The 22730-nt window shown below is 71.2% G+C and carries 20 protein-coding genes and 2 pseudogenes; 18 read left to right on the top strand and 4 right to left on the bottom strand.

Annotated features, from left to right (window positions below; genetic code table 11):
- Nucleotides 1–129 precede the first annotated feature (129 nt).
- Together ACZ4MH_RS33485 and ACZ4MH_RS33490 are read right to left on the bottom strand one after the other, a co-directional pair.
- On the bottom strand, nucleotides 130–282 hold the full coding sequence (locus ACZ4MH_RS33485) for a hypothetical protein (protein ID WP_351599674.1): 153 nt from the start codon (nucleotides 280–282) through the stop codon (nucleotides 130–132).
- Nucleotides 283–295: 13 nt separating this feature from the next.
- A complete protein-coding gene (locus ACZ4MH_RS33490) occupies nucleotides 296–751 on the bottom strand; it encodes an ATP-binding protein (protein WP_351599673.1) in 456 nt (151 codons plus the stop codon).
- A gap of 203 nt (nucleotides 752–954) precedes the next feature.
- On the opposite strand from ACZ4MH_RS33490, the gene ACZ4MH_RS33495 reads away from it, so the two are divergent.
- The 4 genes from ACZ4MH_RS33495 (at nucleotide 955) to ACZ4MH_RS33510 (ending at nucleotide 4357) form a co-directional block, all read left to right on the top strand.
- Nucleotides 955–2121, top strand: coding sequence for a helix-turn-helix transcriptional regulator (locus tag ACZ4MH_RS33495; RefSeq protein WP_351599672.1), 1167 nt, complete (start codon nucleotides 955–957; stop codon nucleotides 2119–2121).
- Complete coding sequence (locus ACZ4MH_RS33500) at nucleotides 2118–2858, top strand: 5-formyltetrahydrofolate cyclo-ligase (RefSeq protein ID WP_351599671.1); 741 nt, start codon at nucleotides 2118–2120, stop codon at nucleotides 2856–2858. Before ACZ4MH_RS33495 ends, ACZ4MH_RS33500 begins: the two co-directional genes overlap by 4 nt.
- Nucleotides 2859–3133: 275 nt before the next feature.
- Complete coding sequence (locus tag ACZ4MH_RS33505; protein WP_351599670.1) at nucleotides 3134–3391, top strand: hypothetical protein; 258 nt, start codon at nucleotides 3134–3136, stop codon at nucleotides 3389–3391.
- Nucleotides 3392–3394: 3 nt separating this feature from the next.
- Nucleotides 3395–4357: a phosphotransferase family protein gene (locus tag ACZ4MH_RS33510; protein ID WP_351599669.1), complete on the top strand. Its 963-nt coding sequence runs from the start codon at nucleotides 3395–3397 to the stop codon at nucleotides 4355–4357.
- A 300-nt stretch (nucleotides 4358–4657) separates the two neighbouring features.
- Here ACZ4MH_RS33510 and ACZ4MH_RS33515 read toward each other — a convergent pair.
- Both ACZ4MH_RS33515 and ACZ4MH_RS33520 read right to left on the bottom strand, forming a co-directional pair.
- A pseudogene (locus ACZ4MH_RS33515) lies at nucleotides 4658–4876 on the bottom strand (AzlD domain-containing protein); the annotation flags it as partial.
- A gap of 265 nt (nucleotides 4877–5141) precedes the next feature.
- A complete protein-coding gene (locus ACZ4MH_RS33520) occupies nucleotides 5142–6956 on the bottom strand; it encodes a glycoside hydrolase family 15 protein (RefSeq protein WP_351599668.1) in 1815 nt (604 codons plus the stop codon).
- A 419-nt stretch (nucleotides 6957–7375) separates the two neighbouring features.
- On the opposite strand from ACZ4MH_RS33520, the gene ACZ4MH_RS33525 reads away from it, so the two are divergent.
- The 14 genes and pseudogenes from ACZ4MH_RS33525 to ACZ4MH_RS33590 form a co-directional block, all read left to right on the top strand.
- A complete protein-coding gene (locus ACZ4MH_RS33525; protein ID WP_351599682.1) occupies nucleotides 7376–9055 on the top strand; it encodes a CTP synthase in 1680 nt (559 codons plus the stop codon).
- A gap of 81 nt (nucleotides 9056–9136) precedes the next feature.
- On the top strand, nucleotides 9137–9763 hold the full coding sequence (locus ACZ4MH_RS33530; protein ID WP_351599667.1) for an NUDIX hydrolase: 627 nt from the start codon (nucleotides 9137–9139) through the stop codon (nucleotides 9761–9763).
- Nucleotides 9764–9954: 191 nt separating this feature from the next.
- Nucleotides 9955–12057 carry a tetratricopeptide repeat protein gene (locus tag ACZ4MH_RS33535; protein ID WP_467754846.1) on the top strand — a complete coding sequence of 701 codons (2103 nt, stop codon included), beginning with the start codon at nucleotides 9955–9957 and terminating at the stop codon, nucleotides 12055–12057.
- A gap of 167 nt (nucleotides 12058–12224) precedes the next feature.
- A complete protein-coding gene (gene ald / locus ACZ4MH_RS33540; protein ID WP_351601925.1) occupies nucleotides 12225–13340 on the top strand; it encodes an alanine dehydrogenase in 1116 nt (371 codons plus the stop codon).
- Between the two features lie 354 nt (nucleotides 13341–13694).
- Nucleotides 13695–14858, top strand: a complete 1164-nt coding sequence (locus ACZ4MH_RS33545; RefSeq protein WP_351601922.1) for a ParA family protein — start codon at nucleotides 13695–13697, stop codon at nucleotides 14856–14858.
- Nucleotides 14855–15433 carry a hypothetical protein gene (locus ACZ4MH_RS33550; protein ID WP_467754847.1) on the top strand — a complete coding sequence of 193 codons (579 nt, stop codon included), beginning with the start codon at nucleotides 14855–14857 and terminating at the stop codon, nucleotides 15431–15433. The genes ACZ4MH_RS33545 and ACZ4MH_RS33550 overlap by 4 nt, the downstream gene beginning before the upstream one ends.
- A gap of 160 nt (nucleotides 15434–15593) precedes the next feature.
- Nucleotides 15594–16643, top strand: coding sequence for a segregation and condensation protein A (locus ACZ4MH_RS33555; protein WP_351600864.1), 1050 nt, complete (start codon nucleotides 15594–15596; stop codon nucleotides 16641–16643).
- A complete protein-coding gene (scpB, locus tag ACZ4MH_RS33560; RefSeq protein WP_351600867.1) occupies nucleotides 16640–17353 on the top strand; it encodes an SMC-Scp complex subunit ScpB in 714 nt (237 codons plus the stop codon). Before ACZ4MH_RS33555 ends, scpB begins: the two co-directional genes overlap by 4 nt.
- A complete protein-coding gene (locus ACZ4MH_RS33565) occupies nucleotides 17353–18453 on the top strand; it encodes a pseudouridine synthase (protein ID WP_351600870.1) in 1101 nt (366 codons plus the stop codon). Before scpB ends, ACZ4MH_RS33565 begins: the two co-directional genes overlap by 1 nt.
- A 93-nt stretch (nucleotides 18454–18546) precedes the next feature.
- Complete coding sequence (locus ACZ4MH_RS33570; protein WP_351600873.1) at nucleotides 18547–19554, top strand: ADP-ribosylglycohydrolase family protein; 1008 nt, start codon at nucleotides 18547–18549, stop codon at nucleotides 19552–19554.
- 111 nt (nucleotides 19555–19665) lie between these two features.
- Complete coding sequence (gene aroH / locus ACZ4MH_RS33575) at nucleotides 19666–20028, top strand: chorismate mutase (protein ID WP_351600876.1); 363 nt, start codon at nucleotides 19666–19668, stop codon at nucleotides 20026–20028.
- Nucleotides 20025–21110 (top strand): prephenate dehydrogenase, encoded by a 1086-nt coding sequence (locus tag ACZ4MH_RS33580; RefSeq protein ID WP_351600879.1) that lies wholly within the window; start codon nucleotides 20025–20027, stop codon nucleotides 21108–21110. The genes aroH and ACZ4MH_RS33580 overlap by 4 nt, the downstream gene beginning before the upstream one ends.
- A 121-nt stretch (nucleotides 21111–21231) precedes the next feature.
- Complete coding sequence (cmk, locus tag ACZ4MH_RS33585) at nucleotides 21232–21957, top strand: (d)CMP kinase (protein WP_351600884.1); 726 nt, start codon at nucleotides 21232–21234, stop codon at nucleotides 21955–21957.
- Nucleotides 21954–22595, top strand: a pseudogene (locus ACZ4MH_RS33590) (lysophospholipid acyltransferase family protein); the annotation flags it as partial. The gene cmk and the pseudogene ACZ4MH_RS33590, both read left to right, overlap by 4 nt.
- Nucleotides 22596–22730 lie beyond the last annotated feature (135 nt).

Genomic DNA, 22730 nt, shown 5'->3' on the forward strand with positions numbered 1-22730 from the left:
CAGGAAAGGGTGGGGTGGATCTGCCCGGGGGTTGGGGGGGGGGGGGGGGGGGAACTGTTTTTTTTTTTTTTTTTTGGGGGGGGGGGGGGGGGTGTTTCCCCCCCCCCCCCCCCCCCCCCGACGCGCGGCTTACTCGAAGTAGCGGCCCTTGTCGGCACTGTCCTCGGCGTACTTGCCGAGAGTCACCTGGGATACGACATCCAGCTCGATCAGCTGAGGGGCGCGGTATGCCTGCGCCTCGGGCGCCACGGGACGCTTTTCTTCGGTCTTGTGATCGGTCATGAAGGCCTTCCTTTCATCGATGGGTTGTTCTGCCGCTGCCGAGCGCTTCGACAGGCTGGGTGCGGACTTCGAACTCCGCCCACACAGCTTTGGACTGTTCCGACAGGTCGATGCCCCATGCTTCGGCGCAGTCCGAGACCAGGAGCAGTCCTCTGCCGGAGTCGCTGCTGTCCTCCGGCTTCCGTATCCGGGGCATCCCCGGCCCGTAATCGCGTACCTCTACGCGAAGGACGTGGCCGACGGCCGACAACACGACCCAGAATCGACGGACGTCGTTGCCACCGTGCAACAGGGCGTTGGTGGCAAGTTCCGATACGCACAGCTGGATGTCGTCGTGTCGCTCGGCCACGCCCCAGTCCGTCAGGGTGTCCAAGGCGAACTCTCGCGCCGCGCACACCGCGACAGGTTCGCGGTCGAACGCCCGCCGCCTTGGCTGTGGCCGCCAGGCGGCGCGTGCAGGGGGTGCCATGACCTCTCCGTCCCGGGGAGTGTCCTCGTCCGTTCGGTGGACTCTCGGTGGGCATCAAAGAAAGCGCCTCGAGGGTCCGCGAACCAGAGCAGAATTGACGCACGTACGAGGCATCCACGCCGCACAGCAGGGCATGACCTGTGGCGTTGAGGTCCTCCAGGAGCCGTCTCCACAGGCCGCAGAGAACTCGAGAGGATCGGTCCATGGCGCTCAAACGGCACGGATTCGTTCGCCGCCGCCGCGCGGTGGGCTTTACTCAGGAGAGCCTGGCCGAGGCGATGAATGTGGAGCGTTCCACCGTTTCGCGCTGGGAGTCCGGGAAGGTGTCACCGCAGCCGTATGTCCGACCGCGGCTCGCCGCCGTGCTGCAGGTGAGCGTTGAGGAACTGAGCGATCTGCTGGCAGTGACCGCTGAGGACGAGCCGCCCTCCACAGGGCGCACCCACTATGCGATGCGGTACCCCTCGCGGGTCGATCTGGTGACCGCCGCCGAGTTGCGAGGTGGCTTGCAGGCCCTCGCGGATCGCTACGACCAAGTGCCCTCGGCCACCTTGCTCGCGCAGGCGGGACAACGAGTCAACCAAGTCGCCTTTCTGGCGGGCGAAGCGCCGGCGGGGCGTGTGCAGCGTGAGATGCGGATGCTGCACGCGGATGCCGCGCTCTTCATGGGGCAGCTCGTCTGGGATGCCTCGCAGCGGCATGACCACGGCACGGCGCGGTCGTATTATGCCCAGAGCCTGGAGGTGGGGCGCCATGTGCGTGACCGCGCCGCGGAGGGCCACGCTCTTCTGCGTACCTGCTACGTGGCGCTCTATGGGGCCAATGACTACCGCGAAGGGCTCGATCTTGCCCTGGAGACCGCCCGTACGACCCGCTGCACCAGCCATGTACTCACCGGTCTGGCCATGCTGCACGCTGCCGAAGCACACGCTTTCCTCGGCGAGAAGTGCGCATGCGAACGGGCTCTGGCGGGGGCTGAGCGTCACCTCGAGCAGGCCGACAGCACGGACGCCGCATACGATCTGCTGTCCCCGACCCACTTCGGCCGGATGGCAGGCTCCTGCTATCTGACGCTGGGCGACCACCCAAGAGCGCAGCGCTTTTTGGAGGACACCGCAGCCGAACTGCGAGACCGGCGCAAGTCCCGGGCGATCGTCCTGGGGAACCTCACGCTCTCGCGGATCCGCGAGGGCCGGCTCGATGCCGCGCTGGCCGGATTCACCGAGGCCGTGACAGAGCTGCACGGCACGCGCGGAGGTGGTGGAATGAACATTGTCTTCCGCGCCGCCCGCGAGCTGCGGCCCTGGAGAAGCGAGCCCGCAGTGCAAGAAGCACAGGACCGGCTCATGGCATTGATGGAGGCAGCGTGAAGGGCAGCGGTGTGCACGCACAGGTGGACCAGGACAAACAGCGGGTGCGGGAACGGGTCTGGGAAGCGCTCGACGCCGCCGAGGCAGTCCACGATGCCACCGCACACGGCCGTATCCCGAACTTCAAGGGCTCCGACGTGGCCGCCGACCGCCTCGCCAACCTGCCCCAATGGGCAGCCTCACAGGTCATCAAGGCTGTGCCTGACAAGGCCCAGCTCCCGGTGCGTGCCCGTGCGCTGGCCGAGGGCAAGACGGTGTTCATGGCTGTGCCCAAGCTCGCCGACCCACGTCCCTTCTACCTGCTGGACCCGGCCGTCCTCACCGTCCCGCCCGCCGAAGCGGCATCGAGCAAGGTAGCCGCGACCATTGCCCCGAAGATTTACGTCGAAGCGATGAAGCCGGTCGACATGGTCGTGGTCGGCAGCGTCGCGGTGAACCCGGCCGGAGTCCGCATCGGGAAGGGAGCCGGCTACTCCGACCTGGAGTTCGCCTTCCTGATGGAGGCCGGGCTCATCGGCCCGGGGACGGTCGTGGTGACCACCGTCCACGCACGCCAGGTACTCGACGAGAAACTCCCCGCCACTACCCATGACTTCGGCGTCGACCTGATCGTCACACCCGACGAGATCATCACGTGCCGCACCCCGCATCGCCCGGCCGGGCTCATATGGGAAGACCTGGCGGCCGAAAAAATCGCCTCCATCCCTGCTCTCGCGGCCCGGGCTCCCGGCCACTGAACCAAGAGGCGCTCGGCTTGCATTGGAGCTGCTGCGCTCTGCCTCGGTGGAGCTGGAGTTGCTCAGCACGTTGTGAAATCCGACGACGGCACACGCGGAAAGGGTTGTCGCACAACTTCTGACGGCCACTGTGTATTCGTCGGCGGGCGAGTTCACCTCGGCCGGGACTGATGTGAAGTCCGAGGTGCCGGCCTGTACTGAACCAGCCACATCCGGCCCCGAAGGGCCGCTGGCGCTGACGGCGGCAGGGTAGCTCTGGCGGCACAGAAGATGCTGTGAACCGCATCAAGAAGATCAAAAGGCAGCTCTACGGGCGTGCCGGATTCGAACTGCTTCGCAAGGTGATCCTGCTTCAGTGGCCGATCGTGACGGCTCCCCGCGATATGCCAGGAACGGGGGTTTTCCAGGCTGTGGCCACGGCTCGATACGAGTGCGTGAACGGTGCCTGCGGCAGCTGCGAGAGGAGCAGAGCGGTGTTGCTGTCGCCGCTAATGAAAGCTTTCACGCGTGCCGCCGTCCGGATGATGGGGTGAACGGTGACTAACCACGATGAGGTTGCGGCTGTCCGGCCGTTGACACTGGCTTGGGCAAGCCGGCACCTGGAGGCCGGCGAACGGATTGTCGGAACCGAGGCGCTGCACGGCGGCATCACCGCCGAAATGCGGAGGCTGACCGTCGGCACGGGGGACGGAGGCGCTCGTGACCTGGTGCTGCGGAGTTTCGTCGACCCGTTCTACGTGGAGCGCGCCGAGGACTGGCTGAACAGGGAGGCCGACGCCCTGACCATGCTTGCGGGGACCGGTGTGCCGGCTCCTGGACTGGTCGCGGTTGATCCGACCGCCGCGCATTGCGAGTATCCGTCGCTTCTGATGACACATCTGGCGGGCGGGACGGCCCTCGATGATGAGGGATTGGAGGCGCGCGTTCCTCTGCTGGCCCGGCAACTCGTGGCAATCCACGCGTTGCGGCCCGCCGAGCAGCCCCGGGAGTATGTGGCGTTGACGACAGCTGACACCGTCGTGGTTCCGGAGGGCGCCGACGCGGCGGTATGGGCCGCAGCGATCGATGTGATCCGCAAGCCCGCGCCGCCCTACGAAGGGCGATTCCTGCACCGGGACTTCCAACCCGGCAACGTACTGTTCGAGGAGCCGCCCCCACGGCCGGCACATGCCCGGATCGCCGGCGTCGTCGACTGGGCAGCGACGTCTTGGGGCCCGGCGGATCTCGATGTGGCGCACTGCTCGACCAATCTCGCGCTGCTGCACGGCCCGGCGTGGGGTCTGCGGTTCGCTGAGGCGTATGAGGAGGCCGGCGGGGTGCTGGCCCCGGCCGCGAGCGAGCGGTTGTATTGGCGGGTGCGGGACGGGCTGGCGTGCTCAGAAGAAGTGCAGCAAGTGGCGCAGCCATGGCGGGAGGCAGGCAGGACGGAACTGACGACGCGAGCCGTGGAGGAGCGGCTGGACGCCTATGTCACCGCCCTGATGGACACCTCTGGCTGAGCCAAAGCAGTCCGGGGCAGGGAACACGGCAGCAAGCGCCTGGCCCGGTTGCCACTTCCGGCAGCGGAGCCGATCGCGCTCCCGCACCGAGGCACCCCCGAATACGGACTCCCTCCCGGCCGACAGCTTTGCGACGCCTCCGAACCGAACGGCAGTATTACTCACCGTAACGACTCCCCAAGATCTGTGCCAGAGCGGAGATTCGGCAGCAGCTGTTCACGCTTCGGGCCAGCACTTCAGTTGAGTCGTGTCCGATGTTTACGAGAAGCGGTAGCACCGGGCGGCTGCGTCAGGTGGGCTTCAGGAGGCGAAGACCGTGCTGGCCAGGATCACGTGGGCGGTCGTGCCGCCGAGGATGCTCAGCAGCGCGTTGCGGCGCCACAGGTGCAGGCCGATGGTGACGGCGAGGGCGGCCAGTGGGGCCAGAGTGCGTGTGTGGATAAGGGGGAGGTCGCGCAGGCAATAGGCGAGGAGGATCACCATGATGCCGACGGGCATGCGGGTGCTGAGGTACTGGAGTCGCCGTAGCCGACCAAGCTGCCTGCGAAGCCTTTCTCACCGGCAAGCTCAGCTGCCTGCCCGCCGTCCTCCGCCTCGGATCCCACCTGACCATGAAGGAGATCAATGCCAATCCGTAAGAGCGGCCCGCGACAACTCACCGCCGACTATCGCCGAGCCGGAGGGCCGGCGGGCGAACCGCCGGCGCCGCGGCCGGGCCCGCCGGCGGTCCACCAGCGATCGTCATCCGGCTCCGTGACACCGTTCAAGAGCCGTCAGAAACGGCCTAGCCCCCGTACGCCCCACTCGCCGTAAGGCGCAGGGCCGTGTCGATCAAGGGGACGTGGCTGAAGGCCTGGGGGAAGTTGCCTACCTGGCGGCCGGAGTGGGAGTCCCATTCCTCGGCCAGCAGGCCCAGGTCGTTGCGGAGGGAGAGGAGCTTTTCGAAGAGTTTGCGGGCCTCTTCGACGCGGCCGATCATCGCGAGGTCGTCGGCGAGCCAGAACGAGCAGGCCAGGAACGCGCCCTCGTCGCCCTCCAGGCCGTCCACGTTCGCCTCGTCGGCGTCGGCGGAGGTGGGGTAGCGCAGGATGAAGCCGTCGGGCGTGGCCAGCTCGCGCTGGATCGCCTCGATCGTGCCGATGACGCGCTTGTCGTCCGGCGGCAGGAAGCCCATCTGCGGGATGAGCAGCAGCGAGGCGTCCAGCTCCTTGGAGCCGTAGGACTGGGTGAAGGTGTTGCGCTCCGGGTCGTAGCCCTTCTCGCACACGTCCCGGTGGATCGTGTCGCGCAGTTCCTTCCAGCGCTCCAGCGGGCCCTCCACGTCGCCGGACTCCATGAGCTTGATGGTGCGGTCCACCGCGACCCAGGTCATGACCTTGGAGTGGACGAAGTGCCGGCGCGGCCCGCGCACCTCCCAGATGCCCTCGTCCGGCTCGTCCCAGTTCTTCTCCACCCAGCGGATCAGCTTGAGCTGGAGGAGGGAGGCGTAGTCGTTGCGGGCCAGCCCGGTCATGTGGGCGAGGTGCAGCGCCTCGATGACCTCGCCGTACACGTCCAGCTGGAGCTGGTCGGCGGCGCCGTTGCCGACCCGGACCGGGCGGGAGTTCTCGTACCCCGGCAGCCAGCTCAGCTCGTTCTCGCCGAGCTCACGCTCGCCCGCGATGCCGTACATGATCTGCAGGTTCTCCGGGTCCCCTGCCACCGCGCGCAGCAGCCACTCGCGCCAGGCGCGGGCCTCCTCGCGGTAGCCCGTACGCAGGAGGGAGGAGAGGGTGATCGCGGCGTCCCGGAGCCAGGTGAAGCGGTAGTCCCAGTTGCGGGAGCCGCCGATGTCCTCGGGGAGGGAGGTGGTGGGCGCCGCGACGATGCCGCCGGTCGGCGCGTACGTCAGCGCCTTCAGGGTGATCAGCGAGCGGACCACCGCGTCACGGTAGGGACCGTGGTACGTGCACTGCTCGACCCACTCGCGCCAGAAGTCCTCGGTGGCCGTCAGTGAGTTCTCCGGCTCGGGGAGCGGGGGCTGCTCGTGGTGCGAGGGCTGCCAGCTCATCGTGAAGGCGATCCGCTGCCCCGCCTCGACGGTGAAGTCCGAGTACGTGGTCAGGTCCTCGCCGTGGGTCTCGGCCGTGGTGTCGAACCACACCGAGTCCGGGCCCGCGACCGCGGCCGTGCGGCCGTCGACCTGATGCACCCACGGCACCACCCAGCCGTACGAGAACCGCATCCGCAGCGAGGAGCGCATCGCCACCCGGCCGCTGACGCCTTCCACGATGCGGATCAGCTGCGGCGCGCCGTCGCGCGGCGGCATGAAGTCGATCACCCGGGCCGTGCCGTCGGGGGTGTCCCACTCCGATTCCAGGATCAGGGAGTCGCCGCGGTAGCGCCGCCGGTCGGACGCGGGCGAAACGCCTTCCGCTTCCGCGGCCGGGCCCAGCCGCCAGAAGCCGTGCTCCTCGGTGCCGAGGAGGCCGGCGAAGACCGCGGGCGAGTCGAACCGGGGCAGGCACAGCCAGTCGACCGTGCCGTCCCGGCAGACGAGTGCGGCGGTCTGCATGTCGCCGATGAGTGCGTAGTCCTCGATGCGGCCGGCCACGTACATCTCCCGTCGAACTGGAGTGACGCCCCCCGTGGGACGTGTCGATCTTCCGTCCTGCCCTTGAAAACCCCGCCGAGCTGCTGGTCCGGTATTCGGGCGGGGGTGGTGCCGTTCCGGACGGCCCGATGCGAGTGCCCGAGCAGGATACGACGCGCACGTGACATCCGCGCGACGCTCCGCTTCCCGAGGATGGGCCGAATGGGTGGCCTGTGTCACGTCGGGGCCCGTATACGGGGAGCGAGGCATTCCGCCCGGTGCGGGCGGGAGCGACCACGCTCTGTCGCTGATAGCCTGGTACCCCGTGGACCGGTGGGCCAGGAAGAACGACCCGGCACCCCCGACCGCAGCGACGGCACCCCGAGGAATCCGGGATCGCGCCGCTCCGCTTTTCACCTCGCGACCACGGGAGCTCCCTCTTGGCCATGCCGCCCAGTGCTTTTCGAAACAGCACAGCTTCGACGACCAAGCACATCTTCGTCACCGGGGGCGTTGCGTCCTCGCTCGGCAAGGGGCTCACCGCCTCCAGCCTGGGTGCGCTCCTCAAGGCGCGGGGCCTTCGGGTCACGATGCAGAAGCTGGACCCGTACCTCAACGTCGACCCCGGCACGATGAACCCCTTCCAGCACGGCGAGGTGTTCGTCACCAACGACGGCGCCGAGACCGACCTGGACATCGGCCACTACGAGCGTTTCCTGGACGTCGACCTCGACGGCTCCGCGAACGTCACCACCGGCCAGGTCTACAACACCGTGATCGCCAAGGAGCGGCGCGGCGAGTACCTCGGTGACACCGTGCAGGTCATCCCGCACATCACCAACGAGATCAAGCACCGCATCCGGCGGATGGCGACCGAGGACGTCGACGTCGTCATCACCGAGGTCGGCGGCACGGTCGGCGACATCGAGTCGCTGCCGTTCCTGGAGACCGTGCGCCAGGTCCGCCACGAGGTGGGCCGGGACAACGTCTTCGTCGTGCACATCTCGCTGCTGCCCTACATCGGCCCCTCCGGCGAGCTGAAGACCAAGCCGACCCAGCACTCCGTCGCCGCGCTGCGCAACATCGGCATCCAGCCCGACGCGATCGTGCTGCGCGCCGACCGCGAGGTCCCCGTCTCCATCAAGCGCAAGATCTCGCTGATGTGCGACGTGGACGAGGCCGCGGTCGTGGCCTGCAAGGACGCGCCGTCGATCTACGACATCCCGAAGGTGCTGCACACCGAGGGCCTGGACGCCTACGTCGTGCGCAAGCTGGACCTGCCGTTCCGGGACGTGGACTGGACCCAGTGGGAGGACCTGCTGGACCGCGTCCACAACCCCGACCACGAGGTGAAGGTCGCGCTGGTCGGCAAGTACATCGACCTGCCCGACGCCTACCTCTCGGTCTCCGAGGCGATGCGTGCCGGCGGCTTCGCCAACCGCGCCCGCGTGAAGATCAAGTGGGTCACCTCCGACGACTGCCGCACCGCGGCCGGCGCCAAGAAGCAGCTCGGCGACTGCGACGCGATCCTCATCCCGGGCGGCTTCGGCGAGCGCGGCGTGGAGGGCAAGCTGGAGGCCATCACCTACGCCCGCGAGAACAAGGTCCCGCTGCTGGGCATCTGCCTGGGCCTGCAGTGCGTCGTCATCGAGGCGGCGCGCAGCCTGGCGGGCGTCAAGGGCGCGAACTCCACCGAGTTCGACCCGGCCGCCGCCGACCCGGTCATCTCCACCATGGCCGAGCAGCTGGACATCGTCGCCGGCGAGGGCGACATGGGCGGCACGATGCGGCTCGGCATGTACCCGGCGAAGCTCGCCGAGGGCTCCATCGTCCGCGAGGTCTACGGCGACGAGCAGTACGTCGAGGAGCGCCACCGCCACCGCTACGAGGTCAACAACTCCTACCGCGCCGAGCTGGAGAAGAAGGCCGGGCTGCAGTTCTCCGGCACCTCCCCGGACAACAAGCTGGTGGAGTACGTCGAGTACCCGCGCGAGGTGCACCCCTACCTGGTCGCCACCCAGGCGCACCCGGAGCTGCGCTCCCGCCCGACCCGGCCGCACCCGCTCTTCGCGGGCCTGGTGAAGGCCGCTGTCGAGCGCAAGACGGGTCAGGGCGCCGGTAAGTAATTCATTGGCCGGGGGATACGGTTACCGGGGTGCGGACTTTGCGGTCCGTACCCCGGTTTCTGCTTGTTTGGGAGGACGCGCATGGCCATCAAGGACACCCCCGAGGAGTGGCGGATCACCGCGACGGCGACCCCGTTCACCGGTAACAAGACCAGCGTCCGCACGGACGAGGTCGTCATGCCGGACGGCTCCACCGTGAAGCGGGACTACCAGGTCCATCCCGGCTCGGTGGCCGTACTGGCCCTGGACGACGAGGGCAAGGTGCTGGTGCTGCGCCAGTACCGCCACCCGGTACGCCACAAGCTCTGGGAGATCCCGGCCGGGCTGCTGGACGTGCCCGGCGAGAACCCCCTCCACGCCGCCCAGCGCGAGCTGTACGAGGAGGCGCACGTCAAGGCCGAGGACTGGCGGGTGCTGACCGACGTCTACACCACCCCCGGCGGCTGCGACGAGGCCGTACGGATCTTCCTGGCCCGCGATCTGTCCGAGGCGGAGGGCGAGCGCTTCGAGGTCGAGGAGGAAGAGGCCGACATGGAGCTGGCGCGGGTGCCGGTCGCCGACCTGGCGCGCGGCGTGCTGGCCGGCGAGCTGCACAACAACTGCCTGGTCGTCGGCGTGCTGTCGCTGCTGGCAGCCCAGTCGGGTGACGGACTGGAGGCGCTGCGCCCGGCCGAGGCGCCGTGGCCGGCCCGGCCGTTCGAGGCGTAAGAGCCCGGAACACCGGCTCTGGGGAGGCGGTACGGGGAGGGGGCCGGCCCCCTCCCGGAATACTCGCTTCCATTTTTGTCTGATTTACGCGGTATGTCCGCAGTGATCCACGGCACCTGTGAACTACGCTCGACGCATCCCGGCCGCAGCGGCGGCCGGCTCGTACGCGCAAGTGAACGGGAGTGTGGCCCGTGGCGGAGCAGGCGGTGGACACCGGCCGGTCGGTGACGGCGTCGGGGGCCGGACGCAGAGGAGCGGGCCGCGCCGGCGTGCCGGCGGCGACCGCCCCGCCGGCCCCCGCCGCCTTCGCCGGCCGCCGCCGCGAACTGGCCGCCCTGCGCACCGACATCGAACGCGCGGGGCTCGACACCCTCTCCGGCCGCAAGGGCGCCCGCAGCCGGGTGCTGCTGATCGCCGGGCGGCCCGGCTCGGGCCGCAGCGCCCTCGCCGCCGAACTGGCCCGGCAGCTGGCCGGCGACTACCCGGACGGCGTGCTGCGGTCCTGGCTGAGCACCGCCGACGGCCGGCCCCTGCCCACCGCCGACGTCGCCCGCGACCTGCTCACCCAGCTCGGCGAGCGGGTCCCCGCCGGCGCGGCGGAGGACGAGCTGACCGAGGCGCTGCGCGCCGCGCTGGCCGACCGGCGCGCCCTGCTCCTGCTGGACGACGCGGCCGGCGCCGAGCAGGTCGAGCCGCTGCTCCCGGACGCCCCCGACTGCCTGGTCCTCGCCGTCTCCGAGGGGCCGCTGACCGGAATCACGGACGTACGGCCCTGCACGCTCGGCGGCCTGGACACCGCGGCCGGCGTGGAGATCCTGACCCGGTACGCGGGCCAGACCCGCATCACCGTCGACCCGCGCACCGCCGAACAGGTCGTCCAGGACTGCGGCGGCCAGCCCGCCGCCCTCGTCCTGGCCGGCGGCTGGCTCGCCGCGCACCCCAAGTCCTCGCTGTCCGACCTGCTGCGGACGCTGTTCCTGCTGCCGCCCGGCGAGGAGGAGAGCGCGCCCGTCCCGCGCACGCTGGCCCGCGCCTTCCGGCTGGCGTACGAATCGCTGCCGCTGCCGGCCGCCCGGATACTGCGGCTCCTCTCGCTCGCCCCGGCCGGCCTCGTCGACGCGCACACCGCGTCCGCGCTGGCCGGCTGCTCGGTGGTGGCCGCCGAATCCACCCTGCGCGACTTCGCCGCCAGGGGGCTGCTGCGGCCGGTGGAGCCGGCGGCGGAGCCGGTGTCGGGCGGCACCGACCCGCTGGCCGGGCTGCCGGCGCAGTACCGCGTACCGAACTGCCTGGTGCCGCTGCTGCGCCACCACCTCAAGGCCCACGAGCGCCCGCCGGAGATCCAGCTCTCCCGGGCCCGGATGCTGGAGCGGACCGTACGGCAGCTGCAGTCCTGCCGGGCGATGGGGGAGCCCGCGGGATCCCCGGCCCGCGAACGGACCTCCGGGCTGCCGCGGTCGCTGCGCTTCGGGTCCGTCCCCGAGGCCGCGGCCTGGCTGCGCAGCCGCCGCCCTGCCCTGCTGGACTCCGCCCGGATCGCCGTCGCGGACGGCGAGCTGGACACGCTGGACCGGCGGCTGATGGCCGCGCTGGTACGGGCACTGCTCGCGCACGAGGCGCCCGAGGCGGCGGCTCCCGACCTGTACGGGCTGCACGGCCTGGTCCTGGAGGTCGCCGAGCGGCGCGGCCTGGCCCGGGAGAAGGCCGCCGCGCTGCTGAACCTCGGCGACCTGGACGCCGAGGCGGGCCGCGCCGAGAACGCGCTCGCCCGGTACCGGGGCGCGCTGGAGTCGGCGCGCGCGGTCAAGGACGCGGTCGCGACCGGGCGCGCGCTGGAGTCGCTGGGCGGCACGTACGCCGAGCTGGGCGACTGGCAGCGGGCCGCCGACTGGTACGGGCGGGCGCTGGAGCTGCGGCTCTCCCGCGGCGACACGGCCGAGGCGGCCCGGCTGCACGGGCGGCTGGGCGCGGTGCACACGTACGCGGGGCGCTGGGCCGAGGCGCTCCGGGAGTGGCGGGCCGCGCACGGTGCGTACCGCAGGGCCGGTGACCCGGTGGGGCTGGCGCGGGCGATGGGGGAGACGGCGCGGGTCCAGGAGTACGCGGGGCGGCCCGAGCAGGCGCTGCGCACCTGCTTCGAAGCCCTGGAACTGGCCAGGAAGGCGGCCGACGGGCGGCTGGAAGCGGCGCTCCAGCTGCGGATTGCGGACACCTTCGAACGGCTCGGCGACCCGGCGGCAGCAAGGCTGCACCGGGGCCTGGGAGAGCGAGTCTTGGCAGATCACCCGGCCTGACCTACGAAATCGGTGGCGGTTCCCGCGAAAGTAATTGCTTTGCAAGGCTAGACAACAAGAGCTCCTTCAATAGACTGGCAGAGCCGCGGTTCTCGCGGTCACATCCGTCATGCGTCTGTATGAGCGGATATTTCTCTGCAAGCACTCATTCAAGGACCGTGATCGACGTGAAGGTCGGCATCCCCCGCGAGGTCAAGAACAACGAGTTCCGCGTGGCCATCACGCCTGCTGGTGTCCACGAGCTCGTCCGCAACGGCCACCAGGTCTTCGTCGAGAAGGACGCCGGTCTCGGCTCCTCGATCACGAACGAGGAGTACGTCGGCGCCGGCGCCAACATCCTCGACACCGCCGACGAGGTCTGGGCCACCGCCGACCTGCTGCTGAAGGTCAAGGAGCCCATCGCCGAGGAGTACCACCGCCTCCGCAAGGACCAGACGCTCTTCACCTACCTGCACCTCGCCGCCTCCCGCGAGTGCACGGACGCGCTGGTCGAGTCCGGCACCACCGCGATCGCGTACGAGACCGTCGAGACCGCGAACCGGCAGCTGCCGCTGCTCGCCCCGATGTCCGAGGTCGCGGGCCGCATCGCCCCGCAGGTCGGCGCGTACCACCTGATGCGCCAGGCCGGCGGCCGCGGCGTGCTGCCCGGCGGCGTCCCCGGCGTCCACGCGGGCAAGGCGGTCGTCATCGGCGGCGGCGTCTCCGGCTGGAACGCCGTGCAGATCGCCGTGGGCCTCGGCTTCCACGTCACGCTGCTCGACAAGGACATCAACAAGCTGCGCGAGGCCGACAAGATCTTCGGCACCAAGGTGCAGACCGTCGTCTCCAACGCCTTCGAGCTGGAGAAGGCCGTCATCGAGGCCGACCTCGTCGTCGGCGCGGTCCTCATCCCGGGCGCCAAGGCCCCGAAGCTGGTCACCAACGAGCTCGTCGCCAAGATGAAGCCCGGAAGTGTCCTTGTCGACATCGCGATCGACCAGGGCGGCTGCTTCGAGGACTCGAAGCCGACCACCCACGCCGAGCCGACCTTCCAGGTGCACAACTCGGTCTTCTACTGCGTCGCCAACATGCCGGGCGCGGTGCCGAACACCTCCACCCACGCGCTCACCAACGCGACGCTGCCCTACATCGTCGAGCTGGCCAACCGCGGCTGGGTCGAGGCGCTGCGCCGGGACGCCGCGCTGGCCAAGGGCCTCAACACGCATGACGGCAAGGTCGTCTACGCCGAGGTCGCCGAGGCGCACGGTCTGGAGTCCGTCGAGCTGAGCACCCTGCTGGGCTGATTCGTCAACACGGCGCGTCAACACCACGCGCACGGCCGGGCCTTGAGACTTTCAGGCCCGGCCGGTCGCGTTTGCGACACTTTTCCGCGACCGCCCGCGGCAGGCCTCCGGCGAGCCCTCCGCAACTCGTAACGAACGTCGCTCTTCGCCCCTTTCGCGCACCCCCGAAACCTCACGGATGTGCGCCGCGCGCCCTTGACATCGGGGTGTTCCATTGCCGACACATCGTGCCGGGTCCGGTGGATTGTGTTGCTGCGGACGCCCGACACGCCATAGAGTCGCCAACCGTCGGCATGGTGTCACGCTGACCTATCGATAAGTTTCCTGGTCACATCCAAGGAGGTAAGACGACTTGTGAATGAGTCGACATTTACTCCCGGAGGTGGTCGACCAGGAGCGGTTGCACGGGGCCAGGGTCCCTCGGGGCACGAGGCTGTCGGCTCCGTCGCTGTCCACACCTTCGCAGCCCGGAAGAGCATGACGACGACAGCCCACCAGAGCATGGACGGCCATCAAGTGAACGCCACGGCCGGCGACCAGGGCGGCACACACCCGGCCCGCTTCGCCGACTACGACGACCTGCCCGAGGGGCACTTCTACGATCCGGACGCGGAGTACGAGCCGGACCCGGAGTACGCGGCGACGCTCGCGCCGGACGCCGCGCGCCAGCGCCGCGAGCGCATCGGCCCGACCGGTCGCCCCCTTCCCTACTTCCCGATCCCCGGGCCGCTCTCCGAGCACGGCCCGGCGAAGATCATCGCGATGTGCAACCAGAAGGGCGGGGTCGGCAAGACGACCTCGACCATCAACCTGGGTGCCGCGCTCGCCGAGTACGGCCGCCGCGTACTGCTGGTCGACTTCGACCCGCAGGGCGCGCTCTCGGTCGGCCTCGGAGTCAATCCGATGGAGCTCGACCTGACGGTCTACAACCTGCTCATGGAGCGGGGTATGGCGGCCGACGAGGTCCTGCTGAAGACGGCGGTCCCGAACATGGACCTGCTGCCCAGCAATATCGATTTGTCAGCCGCCGAGGTACAGCTCGTCAGCGAGGTCGCGCGCGAGTCGACCCTGCAGCGCGCCCTGAAGCCGCTGATGTCGGACTACGACTACATCGTGATCGACTGCCAGCCCTCGCTCGGCCTGCTCACGGTCAACGCCCTGACGGCGGCTCACAAGGTCATCGTCCCGCTGGAGTGCGAGTTCTTCGCGCTGCGCGGTGTGGCGCTGCTGACCGAGACGATCGAGAAGGTCCAGGAGCGGCTCAACCCCGACCTGGAGCTGGACGGCATCCTCGCCACGATGTACGACTCGCGCACCGTGCACAGCCGCGAGGTCCTCGCGCGCGTCGTGGAGGCGTTCGACGAGCACGTCTACCACACCGTGATCGGCCGTACGGTGCGGTTCCCCGAGACCACGGTCGCGGGCGAGCCGATCACCACGTACGCCTCCAACTCCGTGGGTGCCGCCGCCTACCGACAGCTCGCCAGGGAGGTGCTCGCCCGGTGTCACGCCGAGTGAGTCTGCCCGGCGCCGACGAACTGTTCCGCACCACCGGGGGGACGGCGCTGCAGTCCTCCGCGCCCCGCAGGCCGGCGAACGGCACTCCCGCGAACGGCGAGGCACCCCGGGTGCCCGCGCCGGGCGGCGAGGCCGACCCCGCCGCGCCGCAGCAGGGCAACGCCGCGCAGCGCCGGCCCGAGGGCGAGCCGCCCCCGGCGGCGTCCGGGGCGGTGGCGCCCGCGGAGCACAGCGGACGCGACACGGCCGAGGAGGCCGGCAAGGGGCGCCGCCGCCAGGAGGGCGCGGCCGCCGCGGGCCCCGGGGCGCAGGCCTCCGGGGGGACCCGGCGGCGCGGCGGCCGGGGCGCGAACCGCCGCCCCAGCGGCCGCGAGCGGCACGACGAGAAGATCACCGTGTACGTCTCCGCCGAGGAGCTGATGGACCTGGAGCACGCGCGCCTGGTCCTGCGCGGCGAGCACGGCCTCGCGGTGGACCGCGGCCGGATCGTCCGTGAGGCCGTCGCCGTCGTCCTGGCGGACCTGGAGTCCCGGGGGGACGCCAGCATCCTCGTGAGGCGTCTGAGGGGCCGCTGAGCGCCTTCTTGAGGCCAGGCTGCGGAACTCCGGCCGCCCCGGCGGCCGGGTCCGCGCCGGCCGGGCCCCGGCGGGTTAGCCTTCGGACACCGGTGGGCGCCGCCCGCCGGTGATCAGCCCGGCGCCGCGCGCGGCACGGGACCGCAGCGTATGGACCACGATGCCGACGACCCACGACGACCCCGCAGCGCCCGCCCCGCGCACCCCGCGCCGCTCCCTGGGCCACGGCCCGGCCCCGGAGCCGGACCTCTCTCCGGAGCCGGAGGCGGCCGAGCCGGAGCCCGTACGGGAAGCCGTACCGGAGCCGACCCCGGAGCCCGCCGAGCCGGAACCGGACGACGTACCGGAGCCCGCCGAGCCCGCGGATGCCACCGTCACCGGTGACGGCAGGTTCACCCTCCACCTGGAGAACTTCGAGGGCCCCTTCGACCTCCTCCTGCAGCTGATCTCCAAGCACAAGCTGGACGTCACCGAGATCGCGCTCTCGCAGGTCACCGACGAGTTCATGGCGCACATCCGGGCCATGGGCCCGGACTGGGACCTGGACCAGACGACGGAGTTCCTGGTCGTCGCGGCCACCCTGCTGGACCTCAAGGCCGCGCGGCTGCTGCCCGCCGCCGAGGTCGAGGACGAGGCGGACCTCGCCCTCCTGGAGGCGCGCGACCTGCTCTTCGCACGGCTGCTCCAGTACCGCGCGTACAAGGAGATCGCCGACATCTTCAGCCGCCGCCTGGCGGACGAGGCGCGCCGGTACCCGCGTACCGTCGGGCTCGAACCGCACCACGCCGAGCTGCTGCCCGAGGTGGTGATCAGCATCGGCGCCGAGGGGTTCGCGCGGCTCGCCGTGAAGGCGATGCAGCCCAAGGCCAAGCCGCAGGTGTACGTCGACCACATCCACGCGCCGCTGGTCAGCGTCCGGGAGCAGGCCGAGGTGATGGTGGCGCGGCTGCGCGCGGCGGGCGAGGCGTCCTTCCAGGAGCTGACCGAGGACGCGCCGGACACGCTCACGGTCGTCGCCCGCTTCCTGGCGCTGCTGGAGCTGTACCGGGAGCGCGCGGTCGTCCTCGACCAGCCCGAGGCGCTGGGGGAGCTGACCGTCCGCTGGGCGGGTACGGAGGACGGCGCCGAGCCGGTCGTCACGGACGAGTTCGACCGGCCGCCGGAGCAGCCGGCCGAGGGGAAGACCGAGAAGGAGACGGAGACGGCATGAGCGACGTCAGCACGGACCGGGACGGGCCGGCCGTCGGCACGGAGGAGGCATACGACCTCCCGGAGGCGCAGGCCCCGGAGCTCCCCGAAGCGCCGGCCGGCGCCCTCGGGGTCGCGGCCCTCGATCTCAAGCCCGCGCTCGAGGCCGTCCTCATGGTCGTCGACGAGCCCGCCACCGAGGAGCACCTCGCCAAGGTGCTGCAGCGCCGCCGCCGTGACGTGACGATCGCGCTGCGCGAACTGTCGGAGGACTACACCCGGCAGGGCCGCGGCTTCGACCTGCGGCTGGTCGCGGGCGGCTGGCGGTTCTACACCCGCCCGGAGTACGCGGACGCCGTGGAGAGCTTCGTCCTGGACGGCCAGCAGGCCCGGCTGACGCAGGCCGCATTGGAGACTCTGGCCGTGGTCGCGTACCGTCAACCGGTCAGCCGGTCCCGGGTCTCTGCCGTGCGCGGTGTCAACTGCGACGGCGTGATGCGCACCCTCTTGCAGCGCGGTCTGGTCGAGGAGGCGGGCACGGAAGGCGAAACAGGTGCGATCCTGTACAGGACGACGAACTACTTTCTGGAGCGGATGGGCCTGCGGGGCCTGGACGAGCTCCCCGAGCTCGCCCCGTTCCTCCCCGAGGCGGACGCGGTCGAGGGCGACTCCCGGGAAGGTGTGCCGTCGTTCGACGTAGACGACAGCGGCGACTCTCAGACGGATCATTGATGCGAAGCAGCGGCAGGAACAGCAGCGGTAGGGGTAACTACCGGGGCGCGGGCAACCAACGCGATGACAAGCAGAAGCGCGCGGGCAAGCCCCGTCCGGAGGAGCGCCGCTACGACGTGGGCGGTTCCGGCTCCGGCTCGGGCTCCGGCTCCGGCTCCGGCGACGCGCCCCGCAAGGGACGCGGCGCGGCGGCCCGCGGCGGCGCCAAGGGCGGCCCGAAGGTCAGCCCGCGCAGCCAGGAGGGCAAGGGCGCCAAGGGGGCCCGCGGTCGCGGCTCCCAGCCGGCCCGCCCGCGCGAGCTCGACGCGAAGATCGAGGAGCGCAACCGCGCCCGGTACGACAAGCCCCAGGTCAAGACCCCCAAGACCTTCGGCGACCAGGAGGGCGAGCGGCTCCAGAAGGTGCTGGCCCGCGCGGGCATGGGCTCGCGGCGCGCCTGTGAGGAGCTGATCGACGCGGCCCGTGTCGAGGTGAACGGCCAGATCGTCACCGAGCAGGGCGTCCGCGTCGACCCGGAGAAGGACGAGATCAAGGTGGACGGCCTGACCGTCGCCACCCAGTCCTACCTCTTCTTCGCGCTGAACAAGCCGGCCGGCGTCGTCTCCACCATGGAGGACCCCGACGGCCGCCAGTGCCTGGGCGACTACGTCACCAACCGCGAGACCCGGCTCTTCCACGTCGGCCGGCTGGACACGGAGACCGAGGGCATCATCCTGCTCACCAACCACGGTGAGCTGGCGCACCGCCTGACCCACCCCCGGTACGGCGTGCAGAAGACCTACCTCGCCGCCATCCAGGGCCCGCTGCCGCGCGAGATCGGCAGGATGCTCAAGGACGGCATCGAGCTGGAGGACGGGTACGCGCGCGCCGACCACTTCCGGGTCGTGCAGCAGACCGGCAAGAACTACCTCGTCGAGGTGACCCTCCACGAGGGCCGCAAGCACATCGTGCGCCGGATGCTCTCCGAGGCCGGCTTCCCGGTCGAGAAGCTCGTCCGGACCTCCTTCGGGCCGATCTCGCTCGGCGACCAGAAGTCCGGCTGGCTGCGCCGGCTGACCAACACCGAGGTCGGCATGCTGATGCGCGAGGTCGACCTCTAGGCCGTACCGGGTCGCGTGCCCGCCCGTCCACAGTTGCGGCAGCGGGGGACCACCCCTTATCGTCACCATGACGACTAAGGGGTGGTTTTTCTCATGTCCGCGAAGGATTCCGCGACCGGCTCGCTCCTCGGGCTCGCCCTCGGTGACGCGCTCGGCTACCCGACCGAGTTCAAGAGCGTTCCGGCGATCGAGGCCGCGTACGGCCCGTGGCGCGGGCTCGACCTGCCCACGCCCGCGTACATCACCGACGACACGCAGATGACGCTCGCGCTCGCCCGCGGCCTCCGCGCGGCCATGGAAAGCGGCCCCCTGGACGCCGCGGCCTTCGAGCCACCCGTACGCAGCGAGTACGTCGCCTGGTGGCGCTCCCCGGACAACAACCGCGCCCCCGGGAACACCTGCCTGACCGCCTGCCGCCTGCTGAGCGAGCCGGGCCGCCCTTGGGCCGAGGCCAGCCAGATCGGCTCCAAGGGCTGCGGCGCCAACATGCGCGTCGCCCCGATCGGGCTCGCCCCCGGCCTGACCGCCGACCAGCGGGCGGGCGCCGCCCAGCTCCAGTCCGCGCTCACCCACGGCCACCCCACCGGCCTCGCCGCGAGCGACCTGACGGCGTACGCGATCCACGCCCTCGCCCAGGGTGCAAGCGCCGCCGACCTCCCCGCCCTCCTGCGTGCCTACGCCCGCGACCAGCGCACGCTCTACCGTGCCGACTGGCTCGGCGACCTCTGGAGGCACGCCCACGACGACTCCCCCGAAGCGTTCATCGCCCGCGGCTGGGACGACTGCCTCGGGGTCCTCGACCGCCTCGACGCCGCCCTCCGCAGCCCCACCCCGGAGGCCGACCCGTGCCTGGCCACCGGCGAGGGCTGGATCGCCGAAGAAGCCCTGGCCACCGCCCTCCTCTCCTTCCTGCTCTTCCCCGAGGAGCCCGTCACGGCACTGCGCCGCGGCGCCGTCACCGGCGGCGACTCCGACTCCATCGCCTGCCTGGCCGGCGCCTTCGCCGGTGCCCACCTCGGCGCCGACGCCTGGCCCGCGGCCTGGGTCGACCGCATCGAACACCGCGACGAGCTCCGCTCCCTCGGCCGGCTCTGGGACTGAGGCGCCCGTCTCGCAGGGCGGGCGCGGACGGCGGCTGTCGGTGGCAGTCGATACGCTGATCAGGTGGACGGGTGCGGCGGCGCACCGGCGGAAGACGCGAGGAGCAGGGACGTGGCGGTACGTGCGGTCCGAGGGGCCGTTCAGCTGGAGCGGGACGACGCGGAGCACATGCATGAGCAGGTGTCCGAGCTGCTGACCGCCATCCTGGAGCGCAACAGCCTCGTGCCGGACGACCTGATCAGCGTGTGGTTCACGGCCACGCCCGATCTGCACAGCGACTTCCCCGCCGTCGCGGCCCGCAAGCTGGGCATCACCGACGTTCCGCTGATCTGCGCGCAGGAGCTGGACATCGCCGGGGCCATGCCCCGCGTGGTGCGGATCCTGGCGCACGTCGAGAGCGACCTCCCCAAGGCGGAGATCGCGCACGTCTACCTGGGCGCGGCCGGCGCGCTGCGGAAGGACATCGCGCAGTGAGGACCGCGATCGTCCTCGGGACGGGACTGATCGGCACCTCGGCCGCGCTGGCGCTGAGCGCCCGCGGCGTGCGGGTGCACCTCGCCGACCACGACCCGGCGCAGGCCCGTACGGCGGCGGCGCTCGGTGCGGGGACCGTGGAGGAGCCCGAGGGCCCCGTCGACCTCGCGATCGTGGCGGTGCCGCCCGCGCACGTCGCGGCGGCGCTGGCCGACGCCATGCGCCGAAACCGCGCCCGCGCGTATCTGGACGTCGCCAGCGTCAAGGCCGGCCCGCGGCGCGAGCTGGAGGCGCTGGGCCTGGACCTCACCCCGTACATCGGTACGCATCCGATGGCCGGCAAAGAGCGGTCCGGGCCGCTGGCCGCGACCGCCGACCTCTTCGAGGGCCGGCCGTGGGTCCTCACGCCGACCCGCGACGGCGACACCGAGGTGCTCAACCTCGCGCTGGAGCTGGTCGCGCTGTGCCGGGCCGTCCCGGTCGTCATGGACGCCGAAGCGCACGACCGCGCGGTGGCCCTGGTCAGCCACACCCCCCAGCTGGTCTCCAGCCTGGTCGCGGCGCGCCTCCGGGGCGCCGACGAGACCGCCGTACGGCTGTGCGGTCAGGGCATCCGCGATGTGACCCGCATCGCCGCCTCGGACCCCGCCATGTGGATCGACATCCTCTCGGCGAATCCGGGACCGGTCGCGGACGTGCTCTCCGAGATCGCGGCCGACCTGGACGAGACCGTGCAGGCGCTGCGCGGGCTGCAGTCCGCCGACGAGGCCAAGCGCGGCGCGGGCGCCGGCGGCATCGAGGACGTGCTGCGGCGCGGCAACGCGGGCCGCGAGCGGGTGCCGGGCAAGCACGGCGCCGCTCCCGCCGCGTACGAGATCGTGGCCGTGCACATCGGCGACCAGCCGGGCGAGCTGGCGCGGATCTTCGCCGACGCCGGGCAGGCGGGCGTCAACATCGAGGACGTCCGCATCGAGCACGCGACCGGCCAGCAGGCGGGCTTCATCCAGCTCACGGTCGAGCCGTCGGCGGTGCCGGTGCTCACCGCGGCGCTGCGCGAGCGCGGTTGGTCCATCCGCCAGTAGGCGGCGCGGGAAGCGTCACAAACCCCCCACTCCCCTGGGGGGAAAACGTGTCTGCGTGTACCCGGTAACCTTGTCCGAGGCCCATTCGGCCGCAGGATCCCCGCCCCGTGCACAAGGAAAGGTGTTCGTCACCGTGGAAACCGCCGCCCGGACCGCCCCGGCAGCAGTGATTGTCGCCATCGACGGCCCCTCCGGCACGGGCAAGTCCAGCACGTCCAAGGCGGTCGCCGCCAAGCTGGCGCTGAGCTACCTGGACACCGGTGCCCAGTACCGCGCGATCACCTGGTGGATGCTGTCCAACGGCGTCGACATCCAGGACCCGACCGCCATCGCCACGGCCGCCGCCAAGCCCGCGATCGTCTCCGGCACCGACCCGTCGGCGCCGACGATCACGGTCGACGGCCAGGACGCCGCGGGCCCGATCCGTACGAAGGAGGTCACCTCCGCGGTCAGCGCCGTCAGCGCCGTCCCCGAGGTGCGCAGCCTGATCACGGACCTGCAGCGGACCATCGCCGGCTCCGCCGAGCGCGGCATCGTCGTCGAGGGCCGGGACATCGGTACGACCGTCCTGCCCGACGCCGACCTGAAGATCTTCCTCACCGCCTCGCCCGAGGCGCGTGCCGCCCGGCGCAGCGGTGAGCTCAAGGGCAAGGAGGCCACCGACCTGGCCGCCACCCGCGAGGCGCTGATCAAGCGCGACGCCGCCGACTCGGCCCGCAAGACCTCGCCGCTGGCCAAGGCCGACGACGCGGTCGAGGTGGACACCACGGACCTGACCCTGGAGCAGGTCATCGAGTGCGTGGTCACCCTCATCGAGTCGAAGATCGCGGAGAAGAGCGCCGCGTGACCGATTCCGACCGGCTGCCGAGCGCCGGCGGTGCCGCGATCGGGCGGCGGATCGGCATCGGCCTCATGTACGGCCTGTGGCAGCCGCGGGTGCTGGGCGCCTGGCGGGTGCCGTCGGCGGGCCCGGTGATCCTCGCGGGCAACCACGCGCACAACATCGACGGGCCCATGATCATCGGCACCGCGCCCCGGCCGGTGCACTTCCTGGTCAAGAAGGAAGCCTTCGCCGGGCCGCTGGACCCCTTCCTGCGCGGCATCGGGCAGCTGAAGGTCGACCGGACGGGCACCGACCGGACCGCGATCACCGACGCGCTGGGCGTGCTGGAGCGCGGCGGGGTACTCGGCATCTTCCCGGAGGGCACCCGCGGCGAGGGCGACTTCGCGTCGCTGCGCGCGGGGCTGGCGTACTTCGCCGTACGCTCGGGAGCGCCCATCGTGCCGGTCGCGGTGCTCGGCAGCGCGGAGCGGGCGGGCCGGGCGATACCGGCGCTGCCGCCGCTGCGCAGCCGCGTCGACGTCGTCTTCGGCGACGCCTTCCAGGCCGGGGACGGCAGCGGGCGGCGGACGCGGAAGGCGCTGGACGAGGCGACCGTACGCATCCAGGAGCGGCTGACCGCGCACCTGACGACGGCGAAGCGGGGGGGGGGGGGGGGGGGGGGGGGGGGGGGGGGGGGGGCGAGGGGGGGGGGGGGGGGGGGGAGGGGGGGGGGGGGGAAGGAGGGGGAGAAAAAGGAGGGAAAAACAAAACCCCCCCCCCCCCCCCCCCCCCCCCCT

It is taken from the genome of Streptomyces sp. NPDC026301 (assembly GCF_055567935.1).

What these genes read in the sequence shown, in the direction of transcription:
- scpB (WP_351600867.1), top strand. Translation starts at nt 16,640, where the DNA reads ATGAGCGACGTCAGCACGGACCGGGACGGGCCGGCCGTCGGCACGGAG.
- ACZ4MH_RS33485 (WP_351599674.1), bottom strand. Translation starts at nt 282, where the DNA reads ATGACCGATCACAAGACCGAAGAAAAGCGTCCCGTGGCGCCCGAGGCG.
- ACZ4MH_RS33495 (WP_351599672.1), top strand. Translation starts at nt 955, where the DNA reads ATGGCGCTCAAACGGCACGGATTCGTTCGCCGCCGCCGCGCGGTGGGC.
- ACZ4MH_RS33565 (WP_351600870.1), top strand. Translation starts at nt 17,353, where the DNA reads ATGCGAAGCAGCGGCAGGAACAGCAGCGGTAGGGGTAACTACCGGGGC.
- ACZ4MH_RS33525 (WP_351599682.1), top strand. Translation starts at nt 7,376, where the DNA reads ATGCCGCCCAGTGCTTTTCGAAACAGCACAGCTTCGACGACCAAGCAC.
- ACZ4MH_RS33555 (WP_351600864.1), top strand. Translation starts at nt 15,594, where the DNA reads ATGCCGACGACCCACGACGACCCCGCAGCGCCCGCCCCGCGCACCCCG.
- ACZ4MH_RS33490 (WP_351599673.1), bottom strand. Translation starts at nt 751, where the DNA reads ATGGCACCCCCTGCACGCGCCGCCTGGCGGCCACAGCCAAGGCGGCGG.
- ACZ4MH_RS33520 (WP_351599668.1), bottom strand. Translation starts at nt 6,956, where the DNA reads ATGTACGTGGCCGGCCGCATCGAGGACTACGCACTCATCGGCGACATG.
- ACZ4MH_RS33530 (WP_351599667.1), top strand. Translation starts at nt 9,137, where the DNA reads ATGGCCATCAAGGACACCCCCGAGGAGTGGCGGATCACCGCGACGGCG.
- ACZ4MH_RS33570 (WP_351600873.1), top strand. Translation starts at nt 18,547, where the DNA reads ATGTCCGCGAAGGATTCCGCGACCGGCTCGCTCCTCGGGCTCGCCCTC.